The organism is Paenibacillus puldeungensis (assembly GCF_042678945.1).
Lineage (GTDB): Bacteria > Bacillota > Bacilli > Paenibacillales > Paenibacillaceae > Fontibacillus > Fontibacillus puldeungensis.
Genome location: NZ_JBHTLM010000030.1, coordinates 32,824 through 52,955, shown reverse-complemented (window position 1 = coordinate 52,955; position 20,132 = coordinate 32,824). Strand labels below are relative to the sequence as shown.

Below are 20,132 nucleotides of genomic sequence, written 5' to 3'. Positions count from 1 at the left end.
CGAAGCTCACCGCGCTGTGCCGCAGCCTGCCCCAGGTGCAGGCTGCGCTCGAAGCCGGCGTAGGGATGATCTACGCCGACTTCGAGTTTATCAAGCAGTTCCCGGCAGCGATTGAAGCCGTTCGGGCCGCCGGGAAGCAAATCGCGCTGGCAACGCCGCGCATCCATATGCCGGGCGAGAACGGCTACCACAACAACATCCTGCGTCTTCAGCCCGACGCGGTGCTGGTGCGCAACACCGGGGCGCTTTATTATTACCTGCGCCACCGGCAGGAAAACCCGTCAGCCGCCCATCCGCGGCTGATCGGCGATTTCTCGCTGAACATCGCCAACCACAAGACAGCGGAGCTGTTCCTGGAAGCGGGCTGCGATGTGATTACACCATCGTATGATCTTAACATTCAGCAGATGGTTGATCTGCTCAGTGTCAGCCCTACTGCTGAAATGGAGATTGTCATCCATCAGCATTTGCCGATGTTCCATACGGAGCACTGCGTGTACTGCACCTTCCTCAGCGAAGGGACGGACTACACCAACTGCGGCCGTCCATGTGAAGAGCAACGTGCTTCCCTGCGGGACCGAATCGGCATGTCCCATCCTGTCCGCGTCGACGAAGGCTGCCGCAACACGGTGTACAATGCCATTGAACAGTCCGGGGCGGAGTACCTGAGCCACTTCCTGGAGCTGGGCGTGCCAAGCTACCGGGTCGAGTTCCTGGAAGAAACGCCGGACCAGGTGCACGAGGTCATCGACCTTTACTCGCGCGCCCTTCGTGGTGAAATCAGCGGCACCCAAGTATGGAAAACGCTAAAAGCGACCAACCAGCTCGGCGTTACACGCGGACAGCTGATCAAATAATATTTTGTACTGTGGCGTCTTGCTGGCGTCCCAATGTGCAAAACGCTCTTGAAACCACTATGAGGCACGCTGCGGTTGACCGCAGCGGCCTCCTTTTTTTACCCACCATCTTCTCAACCACCGCCGTGGCAGGCATCTGCGCTGCACCTTCGTTGCTACACCCTAATGAAGAAGCTATTAACTGCAGGTTTTCAGGCTGCCTAGAAAGACATTTTTTTGGTTAAGAATAGGGGGGGCCTTTTGAAAGGCCACCCCCCGCTAATTGAACGGATCGCGGTTGAAGAGAAATTAGAGGGAAATCCTCACGCTAATTGGCCGCGGATCACCGGTTAGAAAGTAATTAGATGGAAATCATCCTGTTAATATGATGTATTTCCTTAATACAGGCAATATTAGCTAAATTAACAAGAGGTTTTCCTGCTAATTCAGTCCATTCTACCTTTATCACCAAAAATAACGGGAGGTTTTCCAGTTAAATCCCCCCTGAAAATTAATCCAACACCCTAAGGTTTACAAAAAGACTTTCCAACAGAAAAGACGCACTAAATAGCTGCAGGAGATAGTAGAAAATACGACTCTAGTGCTCGCCAGCAGCCGTCACCACGAATGGCTTAAGTCTCGTTTCTTAATCATTCCACCCACGGTGGACACTCGTTCTTCAGTAAAATACATATTTTGGATACTTTGTGAACTCGACTGAAAATGAGCTGATAAAGACTGGTTATCAGTTATGAAAAAAATTCTAATGTGTTATAATGAAAGCGTAAACAAAGGAAGTGAGCAGTGACTCAAAAGTCCTTTCTAGACTAACCAAATAGCTCATTTTTTAGGAGGGTGAATGTGATGTTTGAAGGATTCCTCGAAATGCAATCGATGATCACTCAGGTGCAAGGACGGCTGGAAATTGACGGAGATATGGAATACCGCAAAATCGAATACGGCACCGAACGTTTCCTGCACACCCCTGAACCGGGTAGTCGGCTCCGTGACGAGGAAGAACCCAAGCGCTTCACGTTACGGAAATGGTGGGTACAATAATCAACCTCAATATTCATAACTTAAACATAAACGTCCGCCTCTCATGGACAGATTCCGTGAGAGGCGGTTTTTTATGTTAGACTGAGTTTTCAGTCGAGTTGAACAATTTTAAGATCGCATGGAAAAGGCTAGTTTATATAGGTCTATAGCACTTAAAGTTGTTTTTTTAGTCGAATTAAGTAAACAAAAGTTAATTATTTTGCTCCTCACTAGAAAATTGGAAATAACTAACTTCCATGGGAGTTAGTTATGGGGGTATAGTATTAACATAATTTGTCCTATTCGACAAATTAAGCTTCAGGAACTATGACTTATGTCCAGCACCTGAGAGAGCAGCGGAAGGGGAGCAGGTATGAAGAAGAAATGGTTAAGTTTATTTCTATCCACAGTAATTTTGGGAAGTACGCTTTTTACAGGCGGGGTATCGGCGGCAAATGGTTCAACAACCTTGGAGGACAAAGGTGCAGTACCAACGGGTAAGGCGACCTTACAGACCGCTTCTGCTTTTACGGATCTTTCCGGACATTGGGCTAAAGCTGTTATTGAAAAGTGGCAGCACCGGGGCATCGTTCAAGGAGACGTCTTGGGTAAATTTGATCCAAATCGCAGTTTGACCCGCAGTGAGTGGGTAGCACTGGTAAACCGGATTTTCCAACTGAATGACAAGACAGATAGATCATTCCGTGATGTGCAAGCACAGGATTGGTTTGCGAAGGATGTGCAATCGGCAGCAGCTGCCGGTTATATAAAAGGGGATCAGGATGGTAATTTTAACCCGAATGCGCCCCTGACTAGGGAACAGGCTGCTGTAACTTTGGACAAGCTGCTAAAGCTGCAAAACACAGAAAATACGGTCACCAAGTCCTTTAAAGACGCGTCCTCTTTAGCAAAATGGAGTACTTCCAGCGTTTATGCGGCTGTGGACAAGGGCTTGCTGCGAGGGTACAAGGATCAGACATTCCGTCCATCACTTCCGCTGACGCGGGCTGAGGCGGTTACGCTGCTGGATCGGGCTACGGAAGCATATGGCGCCTGGTACGGCGAAGCTGGCGTATATGGTCCGGAAGCTACAGATGCGGCTAAAGGTGCGGGCCAAGCTGATTCATCAAGCATAGCTGCTGGATCAGTTGACAGCAACACCAAATCTGCGTCGTCCCCACAGAAGATTGATGGCAGCGTCATCATTAATGCACCGGACATTACGCTGCAAAATACGGAAATTACCGGGAATCTCATTATCGGTAAAGGCGTAGGCGAGGGCGATGTAAATCTTTCCAACGTTACGGTACATGGCAGCACCTATGTTTATGGCGGTGGAGAGAACAGTATTCACGTCGACAACTCTGTGCTTGTCAATATCATTGTAAATAAAAATGACGGTACAGTCAGAATTGTGGCGAAGGGGAAAACCGCCATCCAAGAAGTCGTCGTTCAGACCGGCGCTAATCTGGAAGCGGCAAAAGGTGTACAGGTCAGCAAGGTTTCACTGACGAATGAACTTCCTGCGGACTCCAAGGTACGGTTGGCCGGGTATTTTAATACGGTCAACGTTGAAGCCTACAGTGTGGCCCTGGACATCCCTGAAGGGTCCATCGGTGAGCTCAATGTTTCGCCGGAAGCGGGCGGCACGACAATGGAGACGGGGAAAGAAGCGTCCATCCTGTCCTTGGTACTTAACGCAGCTGCGAAGGTGACCGGGCTCGGTGAAATTAAAAATGCCATCATTAACACATCAGGCAGCTCCTTTGATCAAGCTCCGACCAAGATAAAAGTTGGAGATCAAGTGTCAAGAGATGCCAAATTGTCCATTGGCGGCAAGGAGGTCAATGCGGGTGAAGCGGCAGCAGCAACTCCTGCAGCAACGTCAACCCCGGCTTCTACAGGCTCAACAAGCGGGTCCTCCGGTGGAAGCAGCAGCTCCGGCGGGGGGAACAGCGGCGGAGATACTGGAAATCCCTCAAATGGTTCTCACTGGATTCAAGTTAATTTAGAGAAAAAGGCGGTATCTGTAGGGGAAGCGGTCTACTTTACCAGCTCACAAGATGGAACGGCTTATCTCGTATCGGACAGAATCGCATATTTTAATCCAGCGACGCTTCAGCTTGCGGTAGATAGCGGTGAGGCGCTGCAAATGCCCGTGAAGGCAGGCGTGAGAAGTTATTTTGACACGGATAATCTGAACAATGTCAGATATCCGAGTAATTATGAATTTTATGTCGTCGTTTATAATTCGGTAGGTAACCATAATGCTGAAGAAGTGATCGTTCTGAATGAGACAGAACATCTCGATCCTTCACCAGTGTTGACACATCACGGGACAGACCCTGAATATTTTTCTATTAACTATAATCGATTAGTGCAGTTAACACCCGGAAGATCGGCCGAAGAGATCGTAGAACTGGCTCTAAATGGCAGCGATAGTTTCGTTCCGTTTAATTCATCTTTAGGGACAGTTCAAATCGTAGGCAATAAGGTAATGATCCGCCCAATTCAGTCTAAGTTAGGGAAAAACTTCAGATTTCGTCTAAAGAAAGGCGCGGTTATTACGGGGGATGGACAAAGTAATACGGAGTTTGTAACAGGGGCTATTAATTCATTTATTGGAATTGCTATGATTTCTCACGGTGGAAAATCTTATGCGACCGTCAAGATTGGCGAGAGCATCCAATTTTCGGTAGAGGACGAAGCTACCGTGTATCTCATGCCTGAGTATATACAGGGATCAAAGGACAGTTTTGATAAGAAAGTGACCGAAGGTTGGGGGAAAAAGATCGAAGTTAGCGCTGCTGAAGTAGGGAAAATGATAACCATTTTGACGGAAGGACTATCTCCAGGGCGTTATAATCTCCATGTGTGGTCCGGTCACTCCGTGCTCATTGAATTAATAAAATAGTGAAGGTCGGGCCATCAGACAAATTTCAGGATCTGGAGAAATTCTCCGGGTCCTTTTACCTTTTATCGTGGCCTGGTTATGATATAATGACGTCATCTAAACTTTATGTGGAACATAAGGGGAAATTGAAATCATGAAAATACGCAAGGCAATTATTCCCGCTGCCGGTCTAGGTACTCGCTTCTTGCCTGCTACTAAGGCAATGCCAAAAGAAATGCTGCCGATTGTCGATAAACCAACGATTCAATATATTGTGGAGGAGGCAGTTGCTTCCGGGATAGAGGATATCATTATTGTCACAGGTAAAGGGAAGCGGGCGATTGAGGATCATTTCGATTATTCATTTGAGTTAGATCACTATTTAGTCGAAAAGGGGAAATGGGCACAGCTTCATGAGGTGCGCAAATCTTCTGAAATGGCCGATATTCACTATATTCGCCAGAAGGAACCTAAGGGGCTCGGACACGCTATCTGGTGTGCCCGCAAGTTTATTGGCGACGAACCGTTCGCCGTATTGCTGGGCGACGATATTGTGGAATCGGATGTTCCGTGCCTCAAGCAAATGATTGATGTATTTGAGGAGCATAAAGCCTCTGTAGTAGGTGTTCAACCTGTTGATTGGAACGACATATCTCGTTACGGGATCGTAGATCCTACCGTACTTCAAGAGCGTGTGTATTTAGCTAATAAACTCGTGGAGAAACCACCGGCGGATAAGGCACCCTCCAACCTTGCGATCATGGGAAGATATATTCTTACTCCGGCGATTTTCAATATTCTTGAAGAGCAGCAAGTAGGCGTGAATGGGGAAATTCAACTAACTGATGCCATTTCTCGCTTGGGTGAAACTGAAAAGGTACTCGCATACAATTTTGAGGGGATAAGACACGATGTTGGTGAAAAAATAGGCTTCATCAAAACCACGATTCATTATGCGCTTGAAAATCTTGAGCTCCGTGATGAGCTAGTTAAATACATGACTGAAATCGTCCAAAATAGCGGCAAAAAAGCGGACTCTCATTAGAGAGGCCGCTTTTTTATTCTTGTCCGACTCTATTAGAAGGACAATCCGGCCAATTGGCTGATGCTATCCTTCTCACTAGGATCCACTTTGATTAACTTGTCATACACCGCTTGATCGCTTCCTCCGGCCTTTTGTAGTGCCCCCAAATACCAGCGTGCGATCTCCTTGTTCGTAGCATCCGTCAAATCGTCTTTAATCCCCAGCTTCAAAATCTCAGACGCCTTAGCCGGTTCATTCAGCATATACTGCATTTTCCCGGCATTTAAAATCATCAGCTGGGTCAACTCAAATGGATTCCCTTGCAATTGTCCCTTCGGGAGTGTCTTCAAATGAGCAACACCATCTACGACATGCTGATACGCGTCAAGACCTGTTTTGAAATATTTCTCTTTTTGAGCGACATCCTGTTGCCCTAGTTTTTGGTAACCAAGCTCATAGGATTGCACAATCAGCTTCTCGTACCAGCTCATATCCCAGGCAAAACGGTCCGCGTTGTCCCGGAGCACTGCGTAGGCTTTGTCGAATTCTCCCTTGGCTTCATAGAGCTTAATGAGCTGGTTATACATATTTTTGTTGAAAGGTTCTTTTTTTAAGGCATTCGTTAAAAGGTTGTATTCCTCGTTATAAAATCCATCCTCTTTCGTTTGGTCAAACCCGGCTTTTAAAAGTACACTCATATTCAATACGCCATCAGGGTGGCCACTCCGAATCTTGAGAGCTTTATCAAGCGGAGCCTTGATCTCCTGGAAGTTACTGCTTGTTGCCATTAATGTCCGACCTTTTAGAATATCTTGGCTAGCCTGAATAAATCGAATGGACATAAAGATTAGTACCAGGGATGCGAGTACCATCAATGAGGTATACAAGCCACGGATCGTACCGGATTTTAAGGTGAATTTAGTTACAGGTCGATTATCCATGGCAGCAGCCATACCAGCGAGCCCCAGGAACACGATCATACCAATAAAAACATAGCTCATATTAAAGTCCATCAAGCTGTGAATCAGAATCGAAAATACAATAATAAAATAAACAAAATAGGATTCCCGATCTTGCTCTCCAGCTTTCATATATCCACGAACGTATTTATAGAAAATAAACAGAAGAAATGCCATGAAGATGATAAAACCTAAAAGTCCGACCTCCACCAAGTACTGCATCACAAAACTGTGAGCTTGACGGCTAGTATAAGGGTTGTTTTGGTATTTCTCATAGATGGATGCCCAAGCGCCGCCCCCTGCTCCGATGACCGGGTAATCCTTAATAACTTTTACCGCATCTTTATAAAATGTCATCCGTTCCAGAAAGCTGTGCTGCTGCATGTTGATGTTCTCTAACCGCTCCCCGATATTGCCGGGCAGGACATGTTTGAGATTCGTCCCGAGGAAAAGCGCCACCAACACACCGACGGCAGCAACGGAAACGACGGGAAGCCACAGATTGGCCAGTTTTTTTGCTGTCCATTTGCTTGTAGCTTTTTCCAACCGAGGAGCAACAAAGCGCTGGATCAGCCAAGCGAGAAGAGATAATAAAAGTGATACAGCCAGGATATAGAGCCATCCTTTGGCTGGGTCGCCTATTTTGCCAAGGTGAAATTGCTGTCCCAGATCAGTAACCGGCTTAGCAATGGCAAGTGTCCCGACGCCTGCCAAGAGGCAGTAAACAATCCACAGAATTTGTTTGGCAGGTTTAAGAAACAGCAGAAGCACAATGAAAACGACCGGTAAGAAGACCAAACCGCCCCGTGACAATGTAAGCAAGAGCGACAATACCATAGGAACGAGCATAAAAGCGTGAATGGCTTGCTCATACCATTTTTTCGACCGGGTAATCGCGAATACAGCTACGAAGAAGAACGCCATCAGAAAAGCGGCGTATGTATTCGGATATTGGAATACGGATGCGAGCCGCGGACCGTTGGCATCGATCCAGATCGCTTGGGTGTATTGCCCCTTTACCACTGTACCCGAGAACCATCCAACCAGCGCCGAGACCGTCCGGCCTTGTCCAAGCCAGTTGAACAAACCGAAGAGGACGATGATGTAACCCACCGCAATAATCGTAGTTTCGACCACTCGGTTGGCCTTTTTATTTTGCAGTAGATAAAGCCCCATGATGAACATGAATGCGTAAAGGCATTGAATAAGCACCATATTGGAAGCAAAGTACTGGCTTGCTGCAGAAATCAGTGTAATAATGTAAGTTATGGGTATTAATAGAACAAAAATTGCGGTCCAGTCGCGTTGGTTTTCCAGCTTGATGTTCTTGAAATAAGCGGCAACCCACACCAGCAGCAGTACGCTGCCTACCAGAACGGCCCAATAGATCGGTTTCTCAAAATCTATCACAAGACCGTTAAACAGCCCAGCCTGGAACGGAGCCCAAACCAAAAATAAAATCAGCCCGATGATCAACAACATAAATGCCGCAGGTAACTTTTCCCCATTTCTCGACGTTGCGGCTTTTTTCCCGTATACTGGATTCGACACGTATTTATCTCCTTTGCATGTAGATACGGGTATTATTTTAGCATAACGACAGGGTTGGAGCCAGATTTCCATTTATAAATAATTCATGTAGATTGATGGCGGTGGTTTAGATTAATAGATTTTTTAATAGGCTCATATATAAGTTTGCTATTCTCTGTAAGCCGATAGCTTCACATTTTATTTCTCAATCGGTTAGAAAAAAAATCAGAGAACGATTAATAAATAATACTACTGTAGCAAGCAATGTTTCAAAGGTTCAGAAGCCATTTAAAGATGGAATAAACTTAATAGGATACTCTAGGGCAGAAATGGGGGTAGGTGAATCCTGTCGAGCTGCTGCAAGAAGTGTCCAAGCAGCAAATATTCCTTTTGGAATATTAAATTTTAGAGGAACAAGTAGTGCTAGAATGGAGGACTTATCCTGGGTTCATAAAGAAATAAAAAAGCCCCAATATAGTATTAACATTTTTCATATCAACGCAGAAGAAATGAAAGATGTTTTTACATACTTCGGACCTGCTCTATTTAAGGACAACTATAATATAGGATTCTGGCACTGGGAATTGTCTGACTTTCCTGAGGAGTGGGTAGATAATTTTGACTTCTTAGATGAGGTTTGGGTGCCCTCGAATTTTGTGAGAGACTCAATATCGATGAAGAGCCCAATTCCAGTTGTTAAAATTCCCCATTCTATTGAAGTTAATATTGATGTGCGACGCACACGTGAATACTTTCAATTGCCGAAACATAGTTTTTTATTCTTATCTATGTATGATATTAAGAGTTTTCAGGAAAGGAAAAATCCTAAGGCTGCAATAGAAGCTTTTAAAAGTGCCTTTGGACCAGATGACACGAGCGTCGGTTTAGTCATTAAAGTAAATAATCCCTCTGGTGATAGTGATGAAATAAAGGAAATAAGGGAAATCACATATAGCTACAAAAACATATATATTATTGACAAAACTATCACACGGAATGATGTGAATGCTTTAATCAATGTTACTGACTGCTTTGTCTCACTACACCGGAGTGAGGGGTTCGGTTTAGTATTAGCGGAGGCTATGTATTTAGGAAAACCAGTTATAGGAACAAACTGGTCTTCAAACACTGACTTTATGAATGCAAACAACTCCTGTTTGGTTGATTATGGTTTAATCCATCTGTCGAGCGATTATGGACCCTATAAATCCTATCAGGTATGGGCAGATCCAGATATTCGGCATGCGAGTGAATACATGGCGAAATTAGTGAATGACCGTGAGTATTATAATCAACTTTCTAGTAGAGGAGAACAATTTATTAAGCAATATCATTCTCCAGAAAGAATAGGTAAGTTAATAAGAAAAAGACTTGATTACATTAATAAGTTTAAGTATGGAGGTTAATATGGTAACTACTTGCTTAATTCTTGCCGGAGGAAAAGGGGAGAGATTTTGGCCCAAGAGCCGGACAAATTTGCCGAAGCAGTTTCTAAATATATCGGGAAATAAGTCTATGATCCAACAAACTGTGGATCGACTACAGAAATTTATCCCGATAGAACAAATATTCATTATCACAAATGAATCATATGCAGAGCTAATTAAGGCTCAAATCCCTGATTTATCAAATGATAATATTATTATTGAACCCGTTGGGCGAAACACGGCTCCATGTGTAGGGCTAGCTTCTATTATTATTGAAGAAAGGTATCCTGATAGTTCAATGATCGTTTTACCTTCTGATCACATAATTAAAAATAAGGATGAGTTTATTAGCATTTTAAAGGCCGCTGTTGAAATAAGTTATCGTGGTGATAGTCTGGTGACACTTGGTATTACTCCTACTTATCCAGAGACGGGGTACGGATATATTGAAAGCACTAATCAACAGATTGAAGTAGGAAATCACGCTGCTTATAAAGTAAATAAATTTGTGGAAAAGCCCGATGAAATAACAGCAAAATCTTATGTTGAAGCTGGAAATTTCTATTGGAACAGTGGTATTTTTGTATGGAGGGTGTCGGTGATCCGTAACTATATCCGGGAACTTATGCCTCAGATGCATGACTTACTTGAAACTATGAAATTGTCTTTTGAAAATGCTTTTAAAAATGAGGTAATTAAATCTGAATTTCCTAAGATGCCGGATCAATCTATTGACTATGGTATTATGGAGAAAGTTAAGGACATATATGTTATTCCATGTGTCTTAGGTTGGGACGATGCTGGAAGTTGGACTGCATTAGAGCGTATTAATGATCTTGATGAACATGGAAATGCTATAAATGGAAATATTCTTAGTATAGATACTAAACGTTGCATTATAGAAAGTAACGGGAAGTTAATTGCTACGTTAGGCGTCGAAGATCTTATTATTGTAGAAACTGACGATGTTACTCTAATTTGTAAAAAAGATAAGGCTCAGGAAGTAAAATCTCTGATAAAAGAGTTGAAAGTTCAAAAATTAGAACAATACTTGTAATAAATGCAAAAATAACATTATCGAAGGAGTTTGAACATGACTAAGAGGGCTTTAATTACCGGAATTACTGGACAGGATGGATCATATTTAGCAGATTTGTTGCTAGAAAAAGGGTATAAGGTATTTGGTTTGCGAAGAAGAACTAGTGTACCTATCATGGAGAATATTCAGCATATTGTAAATGAAGTTGAATTTATTGACGGAGACCTGACAGATCTCAGCTCCCTTATTCATGCAGTAAAAGTGGCAAATCCTGATGAGGTTTATAATTTAGCGGCTCAATCTTTTGTAGGAACCTCTTGGGATCAACCGATATTGACTGGGCAAGTCACAGCATTAAGCGTTACTAATATGCTTGAAGCTTTAAGAATAGTCAAACCAACTGCTCGATACTACCAAGCCTCAAGTAGTGAAATGTTTGGAAAGGTAGTTGAAACACCTCAAAAAGAGACAACTCCCTTCTATCCAAGAAGTCCCTATGGTGTTGCCAAAGTTTATGGGCATTGGATGACTGTGAATTACCGCGAAAGTTATAATATGTTTGCTTGCTCAGGCATACTGTTTAATCATGAGTCACCTAGAAGAGGAATTGAATTTGTTACACGTAAAATAACCGATGCGGTTGTCAAAATAAAGTGTGGTCTTCAGCATGAACTTAGATTAGGAAACCTAGATGCTTTACGGGACTGGGGCTATGCAAAGGATTATGTTGAATGCATGTGGCTGATGTTGCAGCAGGATCGGCCAGATGATTATGTTATTGCAACGGGTGAAACCCATTCAGTCAGAGAATTTTGTGAAATAGCTTTTAGTCATGTGGGTTTGGACTATACAAATTATGTGGTTACTGATCCCAAGTTTTTTAGAGCAGCTGAAGTAGATCTTCTTCTTGGTGATCCAGCTAAGGCTATTAATAATTTAGGTTGGAACCCTCAGAAAACAACATTCAAACAATTGGTACATCTCATGGTGGATTCAGATATGGAGAAAGCAAAACGGGTTAGTTACTAATTATATCCGTAGGATGTGATCAATTGAAAGCTCTTGTAACTGGAGTTACTGGATTTGCGGGTAGCTACTTAAGTCAAAAACTACTTGATGTTGGTTATGAAGTAGTTGGGTTGGCACGAACCAAAAAACATATGAGTAACAAAATCAGGTTTATTCCGTGTGAAATAACAGATGAAATAACATTGCGGCAAGTGTTGAAAACTGAAAAACCTAGTGAAATATTTCATTTGGCAGGATCTGCATTTGTACCATTAACTTATAAAGAACCAAAGCAAACTTACAACACTATTGTAAATGGAACGCTTTCTTTGTATGAGGCTTTAAGAAGTTTAGATTTATCGTCTAAAGTTCTTTATGTAGGCTCTGCAGCAGTTTATGGTGAGGGAGTAGGCGCCCCATTCAAGGAAACGGATCTTATGCAGCCTAACAATCCTTATGCTGGAGCTAAGGCTTGCGCAGATTTGTTAAGTGATCAATACGCTAGAACTTATAAAATGAACATTGTCAGGGTAAGACCTTTTAATCATACTGGACCAGGTCAATCCCCAGAATTTGTATGTTCAAGTTTTGCTAGGCAGATAGCTGAAATAGAAATTGGAGCTATTGATGCTATACACGTAGGCAATATTAACGTAAAAAGAGATTTTTTAGATGTAAGAGATGTGGTTGAAGCTTATTATTTATTAATGAAAAATGGAGTGAGTGGAGAAGTATACAACGTTTCTTCCCAGTATGCAGTCTCTGTTTCTGAACTGTTGGATATACTCTCCAGGAAGTCAAAAGCAAAATCACTTGAGATTAAAGTTGACGAAGAAAAATTTAGAGCAAATGAAACTTTAGTTAAAGTTGGCGATAGCTCAAAAATTAGAGAGAAGATAGGGTGGAAGCCTGTTCGAGATCTTGAACAAACGATGGTTGATTTACTTGAGTATTGGAGAGGACATCATGCAGGTAAGGAAGGGTAAACATTGGAGAAGATTATAATTATCGGAGGAGGAGGCCATGCCAAGGTTGTGATAGATATTCTTCAAAGTATGGAAACCTATGATATTGTAGGTTTTACAGACAACGATGATCAGCACCTTTCTTTATGTGGCATACCTTATCTGGGGAATGACGCGATTCTTCCAGCCCTTCTTGAGAAAGGAATAACAAAGTTTTGCGTTGCAATTGGAGACAATAGACTAAGAAAAAAGTTGTTTCACAATTTAGTTACTAGTGGTTTTAAACCTGCAAGTGCTATCAGTCCGTTTGCTTACGTATCTCATCATGCAAAAATAGGGCGCGGTGTTGTTATTTTGCCTGGGGCAGTAGTAAACTCATGTGCGACTATCGAAGACAATGTCATTATAAATACATTATCAGGCGTGGACCACGACTGTATCATTTATTCTCATGCTCATATTGCACCAGGTGCATCACTTACGGGTAATGTCACTGTAGGAGAAGGTGCGTTTCTTGGTGCTGGTAGCAAAGTAATACCGGGTATTGAAGTTGGAGAGTGGTCGATTATAGGAGCAGGATCAGTTGTCCTCTCAAATGTCCCTCCTAATGTCACAGTTGTAGGTGTACCTGCTAATAAAATTGCTAATAGGGGATGAAGTAATGAAAGCTGTTCAAAGAATCACACTTGCAAGTCCTGTGCTAAATGGCAATGAGAGAAAATATGTTCTTGATTGTATTGATACTGGGTGGATTTCTGCTAATGGGAAATATGTCACTGAATTTGAAAAGCAATTTGCTGAGTTCTGCGGTACAAAGCATGCTCTCACATGTGCGAATGGTACGGTAGCTCTACACTTGCCATTATTAGCTTATGGAATTGGCCAAGGTGATGAAATTATAATCCCTACTTTCACTTATATAGCTACAGCAAATGCAGTGAAATATTGTGGTGCGACTCCCGTCTTGGTCGATTGTGAGAAGGATTCATGGAATATGGACCCCAAAAAGATCGAGGAGAAAATTACGTCGAAGACTAAAGGTATTATTGTTGTTCATCTCTATGGTCATCCAGCTGATATGGGGCCAATTATGGAGATTGCAAAAAAACACAACCTTTTCGTTATTGAGGATGCTGCCGAGGCGCATGGAGCAGAGTATAAAGGACAAGTCATAGGTTCTATTGGTGATGTAGCGACTTTTAGCTTTTTTGGCAATAAAGTGATTTCTACGGGTGAAGGTGGAATGGTCACAACTAATAACAGTGAGCTTGCTGAAAGAATGAAGCTTCTCAGAGGACAAGCCATGGATCCACATAAAAGATATTGGTTCAATGAAGTCGGGTATAATTATAGAATGACCAATATACAGGCGGCTTTAGGATTGGGGCAACTTGAAAATATAGAGTGGCATTTAGGACAAAGAAGAAGAGTAGCTGCTCAATATATAGATTCGCTTGCGCAGTACAACGATTTATTTACACTACAACCTGAAATGCCTTGGGCAAAACATACGTATTGGATGATCTCAATATTACTGAGTGATAAAATAAAGGCTAGTCGAGATGAGATCATGTCATTATTAGACGCAGATGGAATTGAAACACGGCCATTATTTTATCCAATGCATCAGATGCCACCTTATTTTGAGGAAGATGCCAACTATCCGGTTGCGGACAGAGTATCATCCCGTGGTTTTAATATACCTACGAATGCTACGTTGACTGATGAGGAAATAGAGTATATTTGTAGCAGACTTGTATTTCACTGTAGGAATAACCTGTAAACGAAGGGTTTGGAGGAGTCATTTTGAAAGTGTTAATACAGAAGATCTATCAGACCAGATTCTTTTGGTCTCATCTCGTTCGCGCCGAATTAAAAAATAAGTTTAGACGCTCTAAACTGGGCATTCTATGGACGTTTATGAATCCATTGTTGCTTACAGCTCTGATGTCTACGGTTTTTGGTACAGTATTCAACACGCCAATTGAAGACTACGCACCTTATATTCTCTCCGGATTAATTGTATGGGAGCTTATTAGTAGCTCCTTTATCGGTGGTGGATATTCGATTATGACTAGCGAACAATACATTCGCCAGTTTAACCACCCTATAATTATCTATACCTTAAAGTCGGCTCTTGTATTTACAATAACATTTATTATTGCGATGTTTTCTCTCGGAATCTGGATGTTGATTGTTAGTCCTGTGAATGTTTTTTTTGGGATAATCACCCTTCCATTAACTACTTTATTATATTTCTGTCTTTCATGGGCTATTACAACTATTGCAGGTTTTACCAATGCAAAATATCGTGACTACCCCCAAGTGATGGCATTAGTTATTCAGGCTGTATGGTATGTATCTCCTGTGTTTTTAAAAAAGGAGATGTTTACCTCTAATCCTGCACTAGTAAATTTTTTTAATTTAAATCCAATCACTCATATACTTAACCTAATAAGAGATCCTTTCTTGTATGGTGTTATGCCTACAGTAACAGATTATTTGTACACTTTGGGAACCATACTTGTTTTTTCACTGTGGGCCGGGAGAGTATACAAGAAAAATAGCAATAAAGTTATTTTCTATATATAAAATATATAAGGAAGAAAACAATGGATAAATACTATGTTCGAATGGAAAACGTGAATTTATACTACCCATCGCATATTTATAATGCAACCACCTTGAAGCAAGAAGTGTTTTCTTTATTAAAGCTTCAAAAGAAAAAAGAAAAATTGGAAGATGTGCACGCTTTAAAAGACTTCAATTTGTATATTCGAGAAGGCGAAAAGGTTGGTGTAATTGGCCATAACGGTGCAGGTAAAAGTACATTGCTTAAAACGATTGCAGGGATCTACCCCATTAAATCTGGACTACTTGAGGTGAAGGGGGAGATACGCTCATTATTCGATTTAGCACTTGGTTTTGACTTGGAATCCACCGGCAGAGAAAATATTATGTACCGTGGTCTGCTTCTTGGAGAAACCCCAAAGAGAATAAAAGAGCAAGAGCAAAAGATCATAGATTTTGCAGAATTAGGCGAATTTATCGATTACCCCATTCGTTCTTATTCATCCGGGATGCTTATCCGTCTTGCATTTGCGATTTCAACATCCATTGACGGGGAGATACTGCTCCTTGATGAAGTAATTGGTGCGGGAGACGCATCGTTTGCTGTAAAAGCTAAGGCGAGAATGATGGGATTGATGGGAAAGGCCAAAATACTGATTCTGGTTTCCCATGATCTAAAAACAATTGAGGAAGTTTGTAATCGCGTAATTTTGGTTAAAGGTGGGAACATCGTAATGGATGGGAAAGCACAGGAGGTTATTGAGTATTATAAAAATTCGATGGGGTAACCTATATTCAACTTATTTCGACTGTGAGGAAATATAATGAAAGAAAAAAGAATTTTATGGCTATTTAACAATGGCATCATAAGTGAACTTGAACTCCCTTTAATTAGAGACTTGGGATTTGAGATATTTACCCCAAAAGTTGTGCTGAAGGAAATTTTACAGGCAAATGGATCAGTTACTTATGAATATGATAAAACTTTGACTATTCCAGAAGATGAATTGAGATTATTAAATAGTTATAATTTTTATTCTGATTCTAATATGCCGCTAAAAATAAAAAAAATCATCAATAAATATTTTAGCACCGCTTTAACATATCCAGACAATTCATTTTGTACGTTTAAAACATTGCTAAGAAATTTTGAGGGGAATATTTTCTTCAGAACTTTTGGGGTAGGTCTTTCAAGTACTGCTAGCTATTCAAAATTAATTAAATATAATTTTAGCAATAATGATTTGAATAAACTACAGCAAATAAAGAAAAGATTGTGGTTTTCTGAATGTTATTCAAATCTTTCGGGAATTGAAGAAAATATTTTCAAAGATAAGGCAGTTTATATGCCATTTGGTATCCCAATAGAATCTTATGAAATTAAAAATCAATGGACGGGGTATCAATCTAAGTTGCTTTTCTTTTGTAAAGAAATCAATTGCAATCTTGAGTCGAAAGAGATTTATAATAATTTTACCCAGGATTTTAAGGGATTTGACTATGTAATTGCTGGAAATCAACCAGTTCCTATTGATGATGAAAGAGTAGTTGGATATATAGAAAGAGAAGAAATATTTGGACTTTATAAAGAATGTAGAGTTATGTATTATCACTCTTCTGATCCTAGATATTTGCCCTATAATCCAATTGAAGCAATGATTGCTGGAATGCCAGTGGTTTATTTGGAAGGTGGACTTCTTAATATTTTGGGAGGAAATCGGCAATCAGGATGCTGTAAGGATGTTAAAGAAGCAAAGAAAAAGATAAAAAAAATATTAGAAGGAGACGCCGACTTAATAGAGAAGATTCAGCAAGATCAGAAAGAAATTCTATATAAATTTTCCTATGAGTATGTTTTCGAGACTTGGAGAAGAAACTTCATTCCCATCCTTGAGAATACTCCAATAACCCAAAACACAGATAAAAAAATAGCTGTTTTTCTACCTGAAAAAACGGCTAGGTTTCATTTAAGTGATTATAATAATTTTATGCTTACACTGAACAAAGCAGTGAAAAGTATCAATGGCAAGAACAGTGTTTTTTTAAACGTATTATCAAGTCGTTATAGCATAGAAAACGATTTTAGTGATTTGATCAGTAATAGTATTTCGGTTAGAGAGTATAGTTTCGAAGATACCCCGTATTTAAATATTCAAGATACTCTTGAGCTTATGTTTGAAAAAGAACCGGAATTAAAAATAGACTATTTACTGCCTGTTGATCACGCTAAAAACTTTGTGGAAGCTGATTATTGGTTATTCCTGGATGACCAATTAGATAATGTAATACCACCTTTAAAACCTTACGGTATATATATTGAAAATATTGGTGACAAATACTACCAACTTATCTCAACCCCTAGATTATACAATATTAGGAACGCAGCGTTTATTTTAACCTTATCGAATCAAAGCAAAAAAGACATTGTTAATTTTTATGGAGTTAGTGAAGCTAATGTTTATGTGGTGCCTTTTGTATTTAAAGAACCTAAACTTGTAACTGATTTACCTATTAAGTCAGAATATACATTATTAGAAATAGATTTAAATCAGAAAGATATAGTTAGAAACATTCTGAAAAATATATCAGATTTTTATAGATTATATAGAAGTAATCTAAAAATCAAAGTAATTTGCAATAATTATGAAGAAGATAGCATATTCCTTGACCAAATCAATGATTATCTTCAAAAAGATGAATTTATAAAAACTAAAGTTTCATTACATGTGAATATTAATGAAAATGAATATAATGCATTATATGCGTTTGCGAACAAAGTAGTATTTACTTATAATATTAAAAATATATATTACAAGCTTTCTAGAGCGGCGTATTTTTCTAAAAAAATTGTTGTGAATGATTTTCCGTTTTACCAGGAGTTTGAGCGGCAAATTAATTATGAGTTTTACTATCAGAACTTTTTCAACTCCCAAAATCAACTTGTAGAGGAATTAGCTAAGAATGATAGTGAATTAGAAATTAAACATAATTACAAAAAAGATGACGAAATTGATGTAGTGAGTAAAATTTCTAAGGTATTGGAGAATTTTTTATGAAGATTGGATTTTTCTTGGGTTTTCAACCAGGAGTAAATTTAACAACAGAAGGAATTAGCAGACTTCTCGCCTTTATTCTAAAGGAAAATTCAAAACAAAATACAAAAATGATACTTTTTTGTCCAGAGTGGTTAAGGGAACCTTTAAAAGAATTACTTGAAGACAATATGATAAAAATTGATGGATTCGAAATTTGTACGACAAATAGTATTCCCTTTGGTGTAAAGCTAAAAACAAAATTTATTGAAAAGAGAAAAGAAAAGAAAAACAAACCTAATCGCATTTATCAAGTATTAAAAAAAATCAAAAGTAGTACGGTAAACTTATTGAAACATTTTATCGTAGATTTATTTAGCACATCATCTTTGTTGTTTTTATGTTTTAAATTGATTAGCTACTCATTAATTTTCTTAATTTTATCTCCGCTTCTTATCTTTATGGCTTTATTTGTGGGATTATTTACATTTGTTCGTAAACTAATGCATATATTCAAATTGAATATTTTTAATGTGATTAAAAACAAGTTTTTGACTGTTGCTAATAAAACTAAAGGAATTATTTATCAAATTGTAATCGATAATGAGTTAAATAAATTAGTAAGACTGATAAATTATCGTAATGATATTGATGCTTGCTTTATTCCTTCAATGGGTTGGCCACAAATAAAAGATTTAAAATGCAAAAAGATTTTGGCTGCTCCTGATATTGTTTTTTATGACTTTCCTACACAGTTTATAGGTGTAGGTGAGATCCATAAACGTATTAGACAAAGCATTAATGCGGCAGATAAACTTATTTGTTATAGTGAATTTGTAAAACAAGAACATCTTGTTGATAAATGTGGAATAGAGCCAAAGAAAATTACTGTAATAAAACATGCTAATGTGGATATGAGTAGTTATTTAAAGGATTCTAGCATATTGGAAAAACATTACTCTTTGCAACAAAATGCAAAATATATAGTAAGTAAATACATTCAAAATAAGCATCAAAAACACTTTTTCAATTCGGATCTTAGCTCTTTTGAGTTTATAATTTATTCCTCTCAGTATAGACCACATAAAAATATATTCAATTTAATAAAAGCTATAAAAATATGCAACTATGAATTTCATAGGAATATAAAGCTAATTTTAACAGGCAATATTATAGATGTAAATTATATGAAAAAGTATATAGAGTCATATCATTTGTATAATGATATTTTTGTAATGCATGGTTTGCCTTCTGAGGTTTTAGCAGCATTTAATAATATGGCTAAGTGTGCTGTTAACCCTACTTTGTTTGAAGGTGGTTTTCCCTTTACCTTCTCTGAAGCTTATTCCGTTGGAACACCTTCTATAATGAGTGATATACCTGTCGTTAGGCATGAAATCGATAATACAGAACTAAAAGATAGTATGCTATTTGATCCATATAATCCCTACTCAATAGCCAAGAAAATCGTATGGGCTATTGACAATTATGAGACATTGTACCAATCTCAAAAACAATTGTATGAAAAATTCAGTCATCGAGATTGGAGAAAAGTTGCTCAAGAATACAATCATGTTTTCCATGAAATTCACTAGTTGAAACAATTTGTTTTAGCGCTACATTAAATTCTAATAAGGAAGTTTATTTAAATAATTTGATGTTAAAATTAGCCTCAAAAAGAGACTATAACGAAAAACCTTTCTCATCAACTTTAGGGGGTTTTTGGGGAGGTGAGATAGATTTCTTTTTACATGAACAAGGTGAGAGTGACTTAAACTTTAAGGTCGACCTCACGAATATTTGTCTAATA

Annotated in this window: 15 protein-coding genes; 14 read left to right on the top strand and 1 reads right to left on the bottom strand. The window is 39.5% G+C overall.

Annotated elements, in window-relative coordinates:
• From ACFQ3W_RS24410 to galU, 4 genes are all read left to right on the top strand, one after another.
• The coding region (locus ACFQ3W_RS24410) for a U32 family peptidase (RefSeq protein ID WP_379321839.1) at positions 1–857 on the top strand (857 nt) is incomplete at its 5' end.
• An 843-nt stretch (positions 858–1,700) separates the two neighbouring features.
• Complete coding sequence (locus tag ACFQ3W_RS24405; protein WP_379321838.1) at positions 1,701–1,895, top strand: hypothetical protein; 195 nt, start codon at positions 1,701–1,703, stop codon at positions 1,893–1,895.
• Between the two features lie 352 nt (positions 1,896–2,247).
• Positions 2,248–4,788: an S-layer homology domain-containing protein gene (locus ACFQ3W_RS24400; protein WP_379321837.1), complete on the top strand. Its 2,541-nt coding sequence runs from the start codon at positions 2,248–2,250 to the stop codon at positions 4,786–4,788.
• A 133-nt stretch (positions 4,789–4,921) separates the two neighbouring features.
• Entirely contained in the window at positions 4,922–5,812 is an 891-nt protein-coding gene (gene galU / locus ACFQ3W_RS24395) for a UTP--glucose-1-phosphate uridylyltransferase GalU (protein ID WP_379321836.1), read from the top strand.
• Between the two features lie 32 nt (positions 5,813–5,844).
• Here the strand turns inward: galU and ACFQ3W_RS24390 are convergent, their stop codons facing one another.
• Entirely contained in the window at positions 5,845–8,301 is a 2,457-nt protein-coding gene (locus ACFQ3W_RS24390) for an O-antigen ligase family protein (RefSeq protein WP_379321835.1), read from the bottom strand.
• A 308-nt stretch (positions 8,302–8,609) separates the two neighbouring features.
• On the opposite strand from ACFQ3W_RS24390, the gene ACFQ3W_RS24385 reads away from it, so the two are divergent.
• The 10 genes from ACFQ3W_RS24385 to ACFQ3W_RS24340 are packed head-to-tail and all read left to right on the top strand — an operon-like array spanning position 8,610 to position 19,917.
• Positions 8,610–9,686 carry a glycosyltransferase family 4 protein gene (locus ACFQ3W_RS24385; protein ID WP_379321834.1) on the top strand — a complete coding sequence of 359 codons (1,077 nt, stop codon included), beginning with the start codon at positions 8,610–8,612 and terminating at the stop codon, positions 9,684–9,686.
• A gap of 1 nt (position 9,687) precedes the next feature.
• A complete protein-coding gene (locus ACFQ3W_RS24380) occupies positions 9,688–10,764 on the top strand; it encodes a mannose-1-phosphate guanylyltransferase (RefSeq protein WP_379321843.1) in 1,077 nt (358 codons plus the stop codon).
• Between the two features lie 36 nt (positions 10,765–10,800).
• Positions 10,801–11,775 carry a GDP-mannose 4,6-dehydratase gene (gene gmd / locus ACFQ3W_RS24375; protein ID WP_379321833.1) on the top strand — a complete coding sequence of 325 codons (975 nt, stop codon included), beginning with the start codon at positions 10,801–10,803 and terminating at the stop codon, positions 11,773–11,775.
• 23 nt (positions 11,776–11,798) lie between these two features.
• The gene (locus ACFQ3W_RS24370; protein ID WP_379321832.1) at positions 11,799–12,740 is read left to right on the top strand and encodes a GDP-mannose 4,6-dehydratase; all 942 of its coding nucleotides are present in this window, start codon (positions 11,799–11,801) and stop codon (positions 12,738–12,740) included.
• A 3-nt stretch (positions 12,741–12,743) separates the two neighbouring features.
• Entirely contained in the window at positions 12,744–13,376 is a 633-nt protein-coding gene (locus ACFQ3W_RS24365; protein ID WP_379321831.1) for an acetyltransferase, read from the top strand.
• Positions 13,377–13,380: 4 nt separating this feature from the next.
• Positions 13,381–14,502 (top strand): DegT/DnrJ/EryC1/StrS family aminotransferase, encoded by a 1,122-nt coding sequence (locus ACFQ3W_RS24360; protein WP_379321830.1) that lies wholly within the window; start codon positions 13,381–13,383, stop codon positions 14,500–14,502.
• A 29-nt stretch (positions 14,503–14,531) separates the two neighbouring features.
• A complete protein-coding gene (locus ACFQ3W_RS24355) occupies positions 14,532–15,311 on the top strand; it encodes an ABC transporter permease (RefSeq protein ID WP_379321842.1) in 780 nt (259 codons plus the stop codon).
• Between the two features lie 41 nt (positions 15,312–15,352).
• Positions 15,353–16,078, top strand: a complete 726-nt coding sequence (locus ACFQ3W_RS24350) for an ABC transporter ATP-binding protein (protein WP_379321829.1) — start codon at positions 15,353–15,355, stop codon at positions 16,076–16,078.
• 36 nt (positions 16,079–16,114) lie between these two features.
• Positions 16,115–18,346, top strand: a complete 2,232-nt coding sequence (locus tag ACFQ3W_RS24345; protein ID WP_379321828.1) for a hypothetical protein — start codon at positions 16,115–16,117, stop codon at positions 18,344–18,346.
• Positions 18,343–19,917 carry a glycosyltransferase gene (locus ACFQ3W_RS24340; protein WP_379321827.1) on the top strand — a complete coding sequence of 525 codons (1,575 nt, stop codon included), beginning with the start codon at positions 18,343–18,345 and terminating at the stop codon, positions 19,915–19,917. Before ACFQ3W_RS24345 ends, ACFQ3W_RS24340 begins: the two co-directional genes overlap by 4 nt.
• Positions 19,918–20,132 lie beyond the last annotated feature (215 nt).

Excerpts from the sequence above, each read along its gene's own strand:
- ACFQ3W_RS24385 (WP_379321834.1), top strand. The coding sequence starts at position 8,610 with ATGGGGGTAGGTGAATCCTGTCGAGCTGCTGCAAGAAGTGTCCAAGCA.
- ACFQ3W_RS24360 (WP_379321830.1), top strand. The coding sequence starts at position 13,381 with ATGAAAGCTGTTCAAAGAATCACACTTGCAAGTCCTGTGCTAAATGGC.
- ACFQ3W_RS24405 (WP_379321838.1), top strand. The coding sequence starts at position 1,701 with ATGTTTGAAGGATTCCTCGAAATGCAATCGATGATCACTCAGGTGCAA.
- ACFQ3W_RS24400 (WP_379321837.1), top strand. The coding sequence starts at position 2,248 with ATGAAGAAGAAATGGTTAAGTTTATTTCTATCCACAGTAATTTTGGGA.
- gmd (WP_379321833.1), top strand. The coding sequence starts at position 10,801 with ATGACTAAGAGGGCTTTAATTACCGGAATTACTGGACAGGATGGATCA.
- galU (WP_379321836.1), top strand. The coding sequence starts at position 4,922 with ATGAAAATACGCAAGGCAATTATTCCCGCTGCCGGTCTAGGTACTCGC.
- ACFQ3W_RS24345 (WP_379321828.1), top strand. The coding sequence starts at position 16,115 with ATGAAAGAAAAAAGAATTTTATGGCTATTTAACAATGGCATCATAAGT.
- ACFQ3W_RS24340 (WP_379321827.1), top strand. The coding sequence starts at position 18,343 with ATGAAGATTGGATTTTTCTTGGGTTTTCAACCAGGAGTAAATTTAACA.
- ACFQ3W_RS24350 (WP_379321829.1), top strand. The coding sequence starts at position 15,353 with ATGGAAAACGTGAATTTATACTACCCATCGCATATTTATAATGCAACC.
- ACFQ3W_RS24380 (WP_379321843.1), top strand. The coding sequence starts at position 9,688 with ATGGTAACTACTTGCTTAATTCTTGCCGGAGGAAAAGGGGAGAGATTT.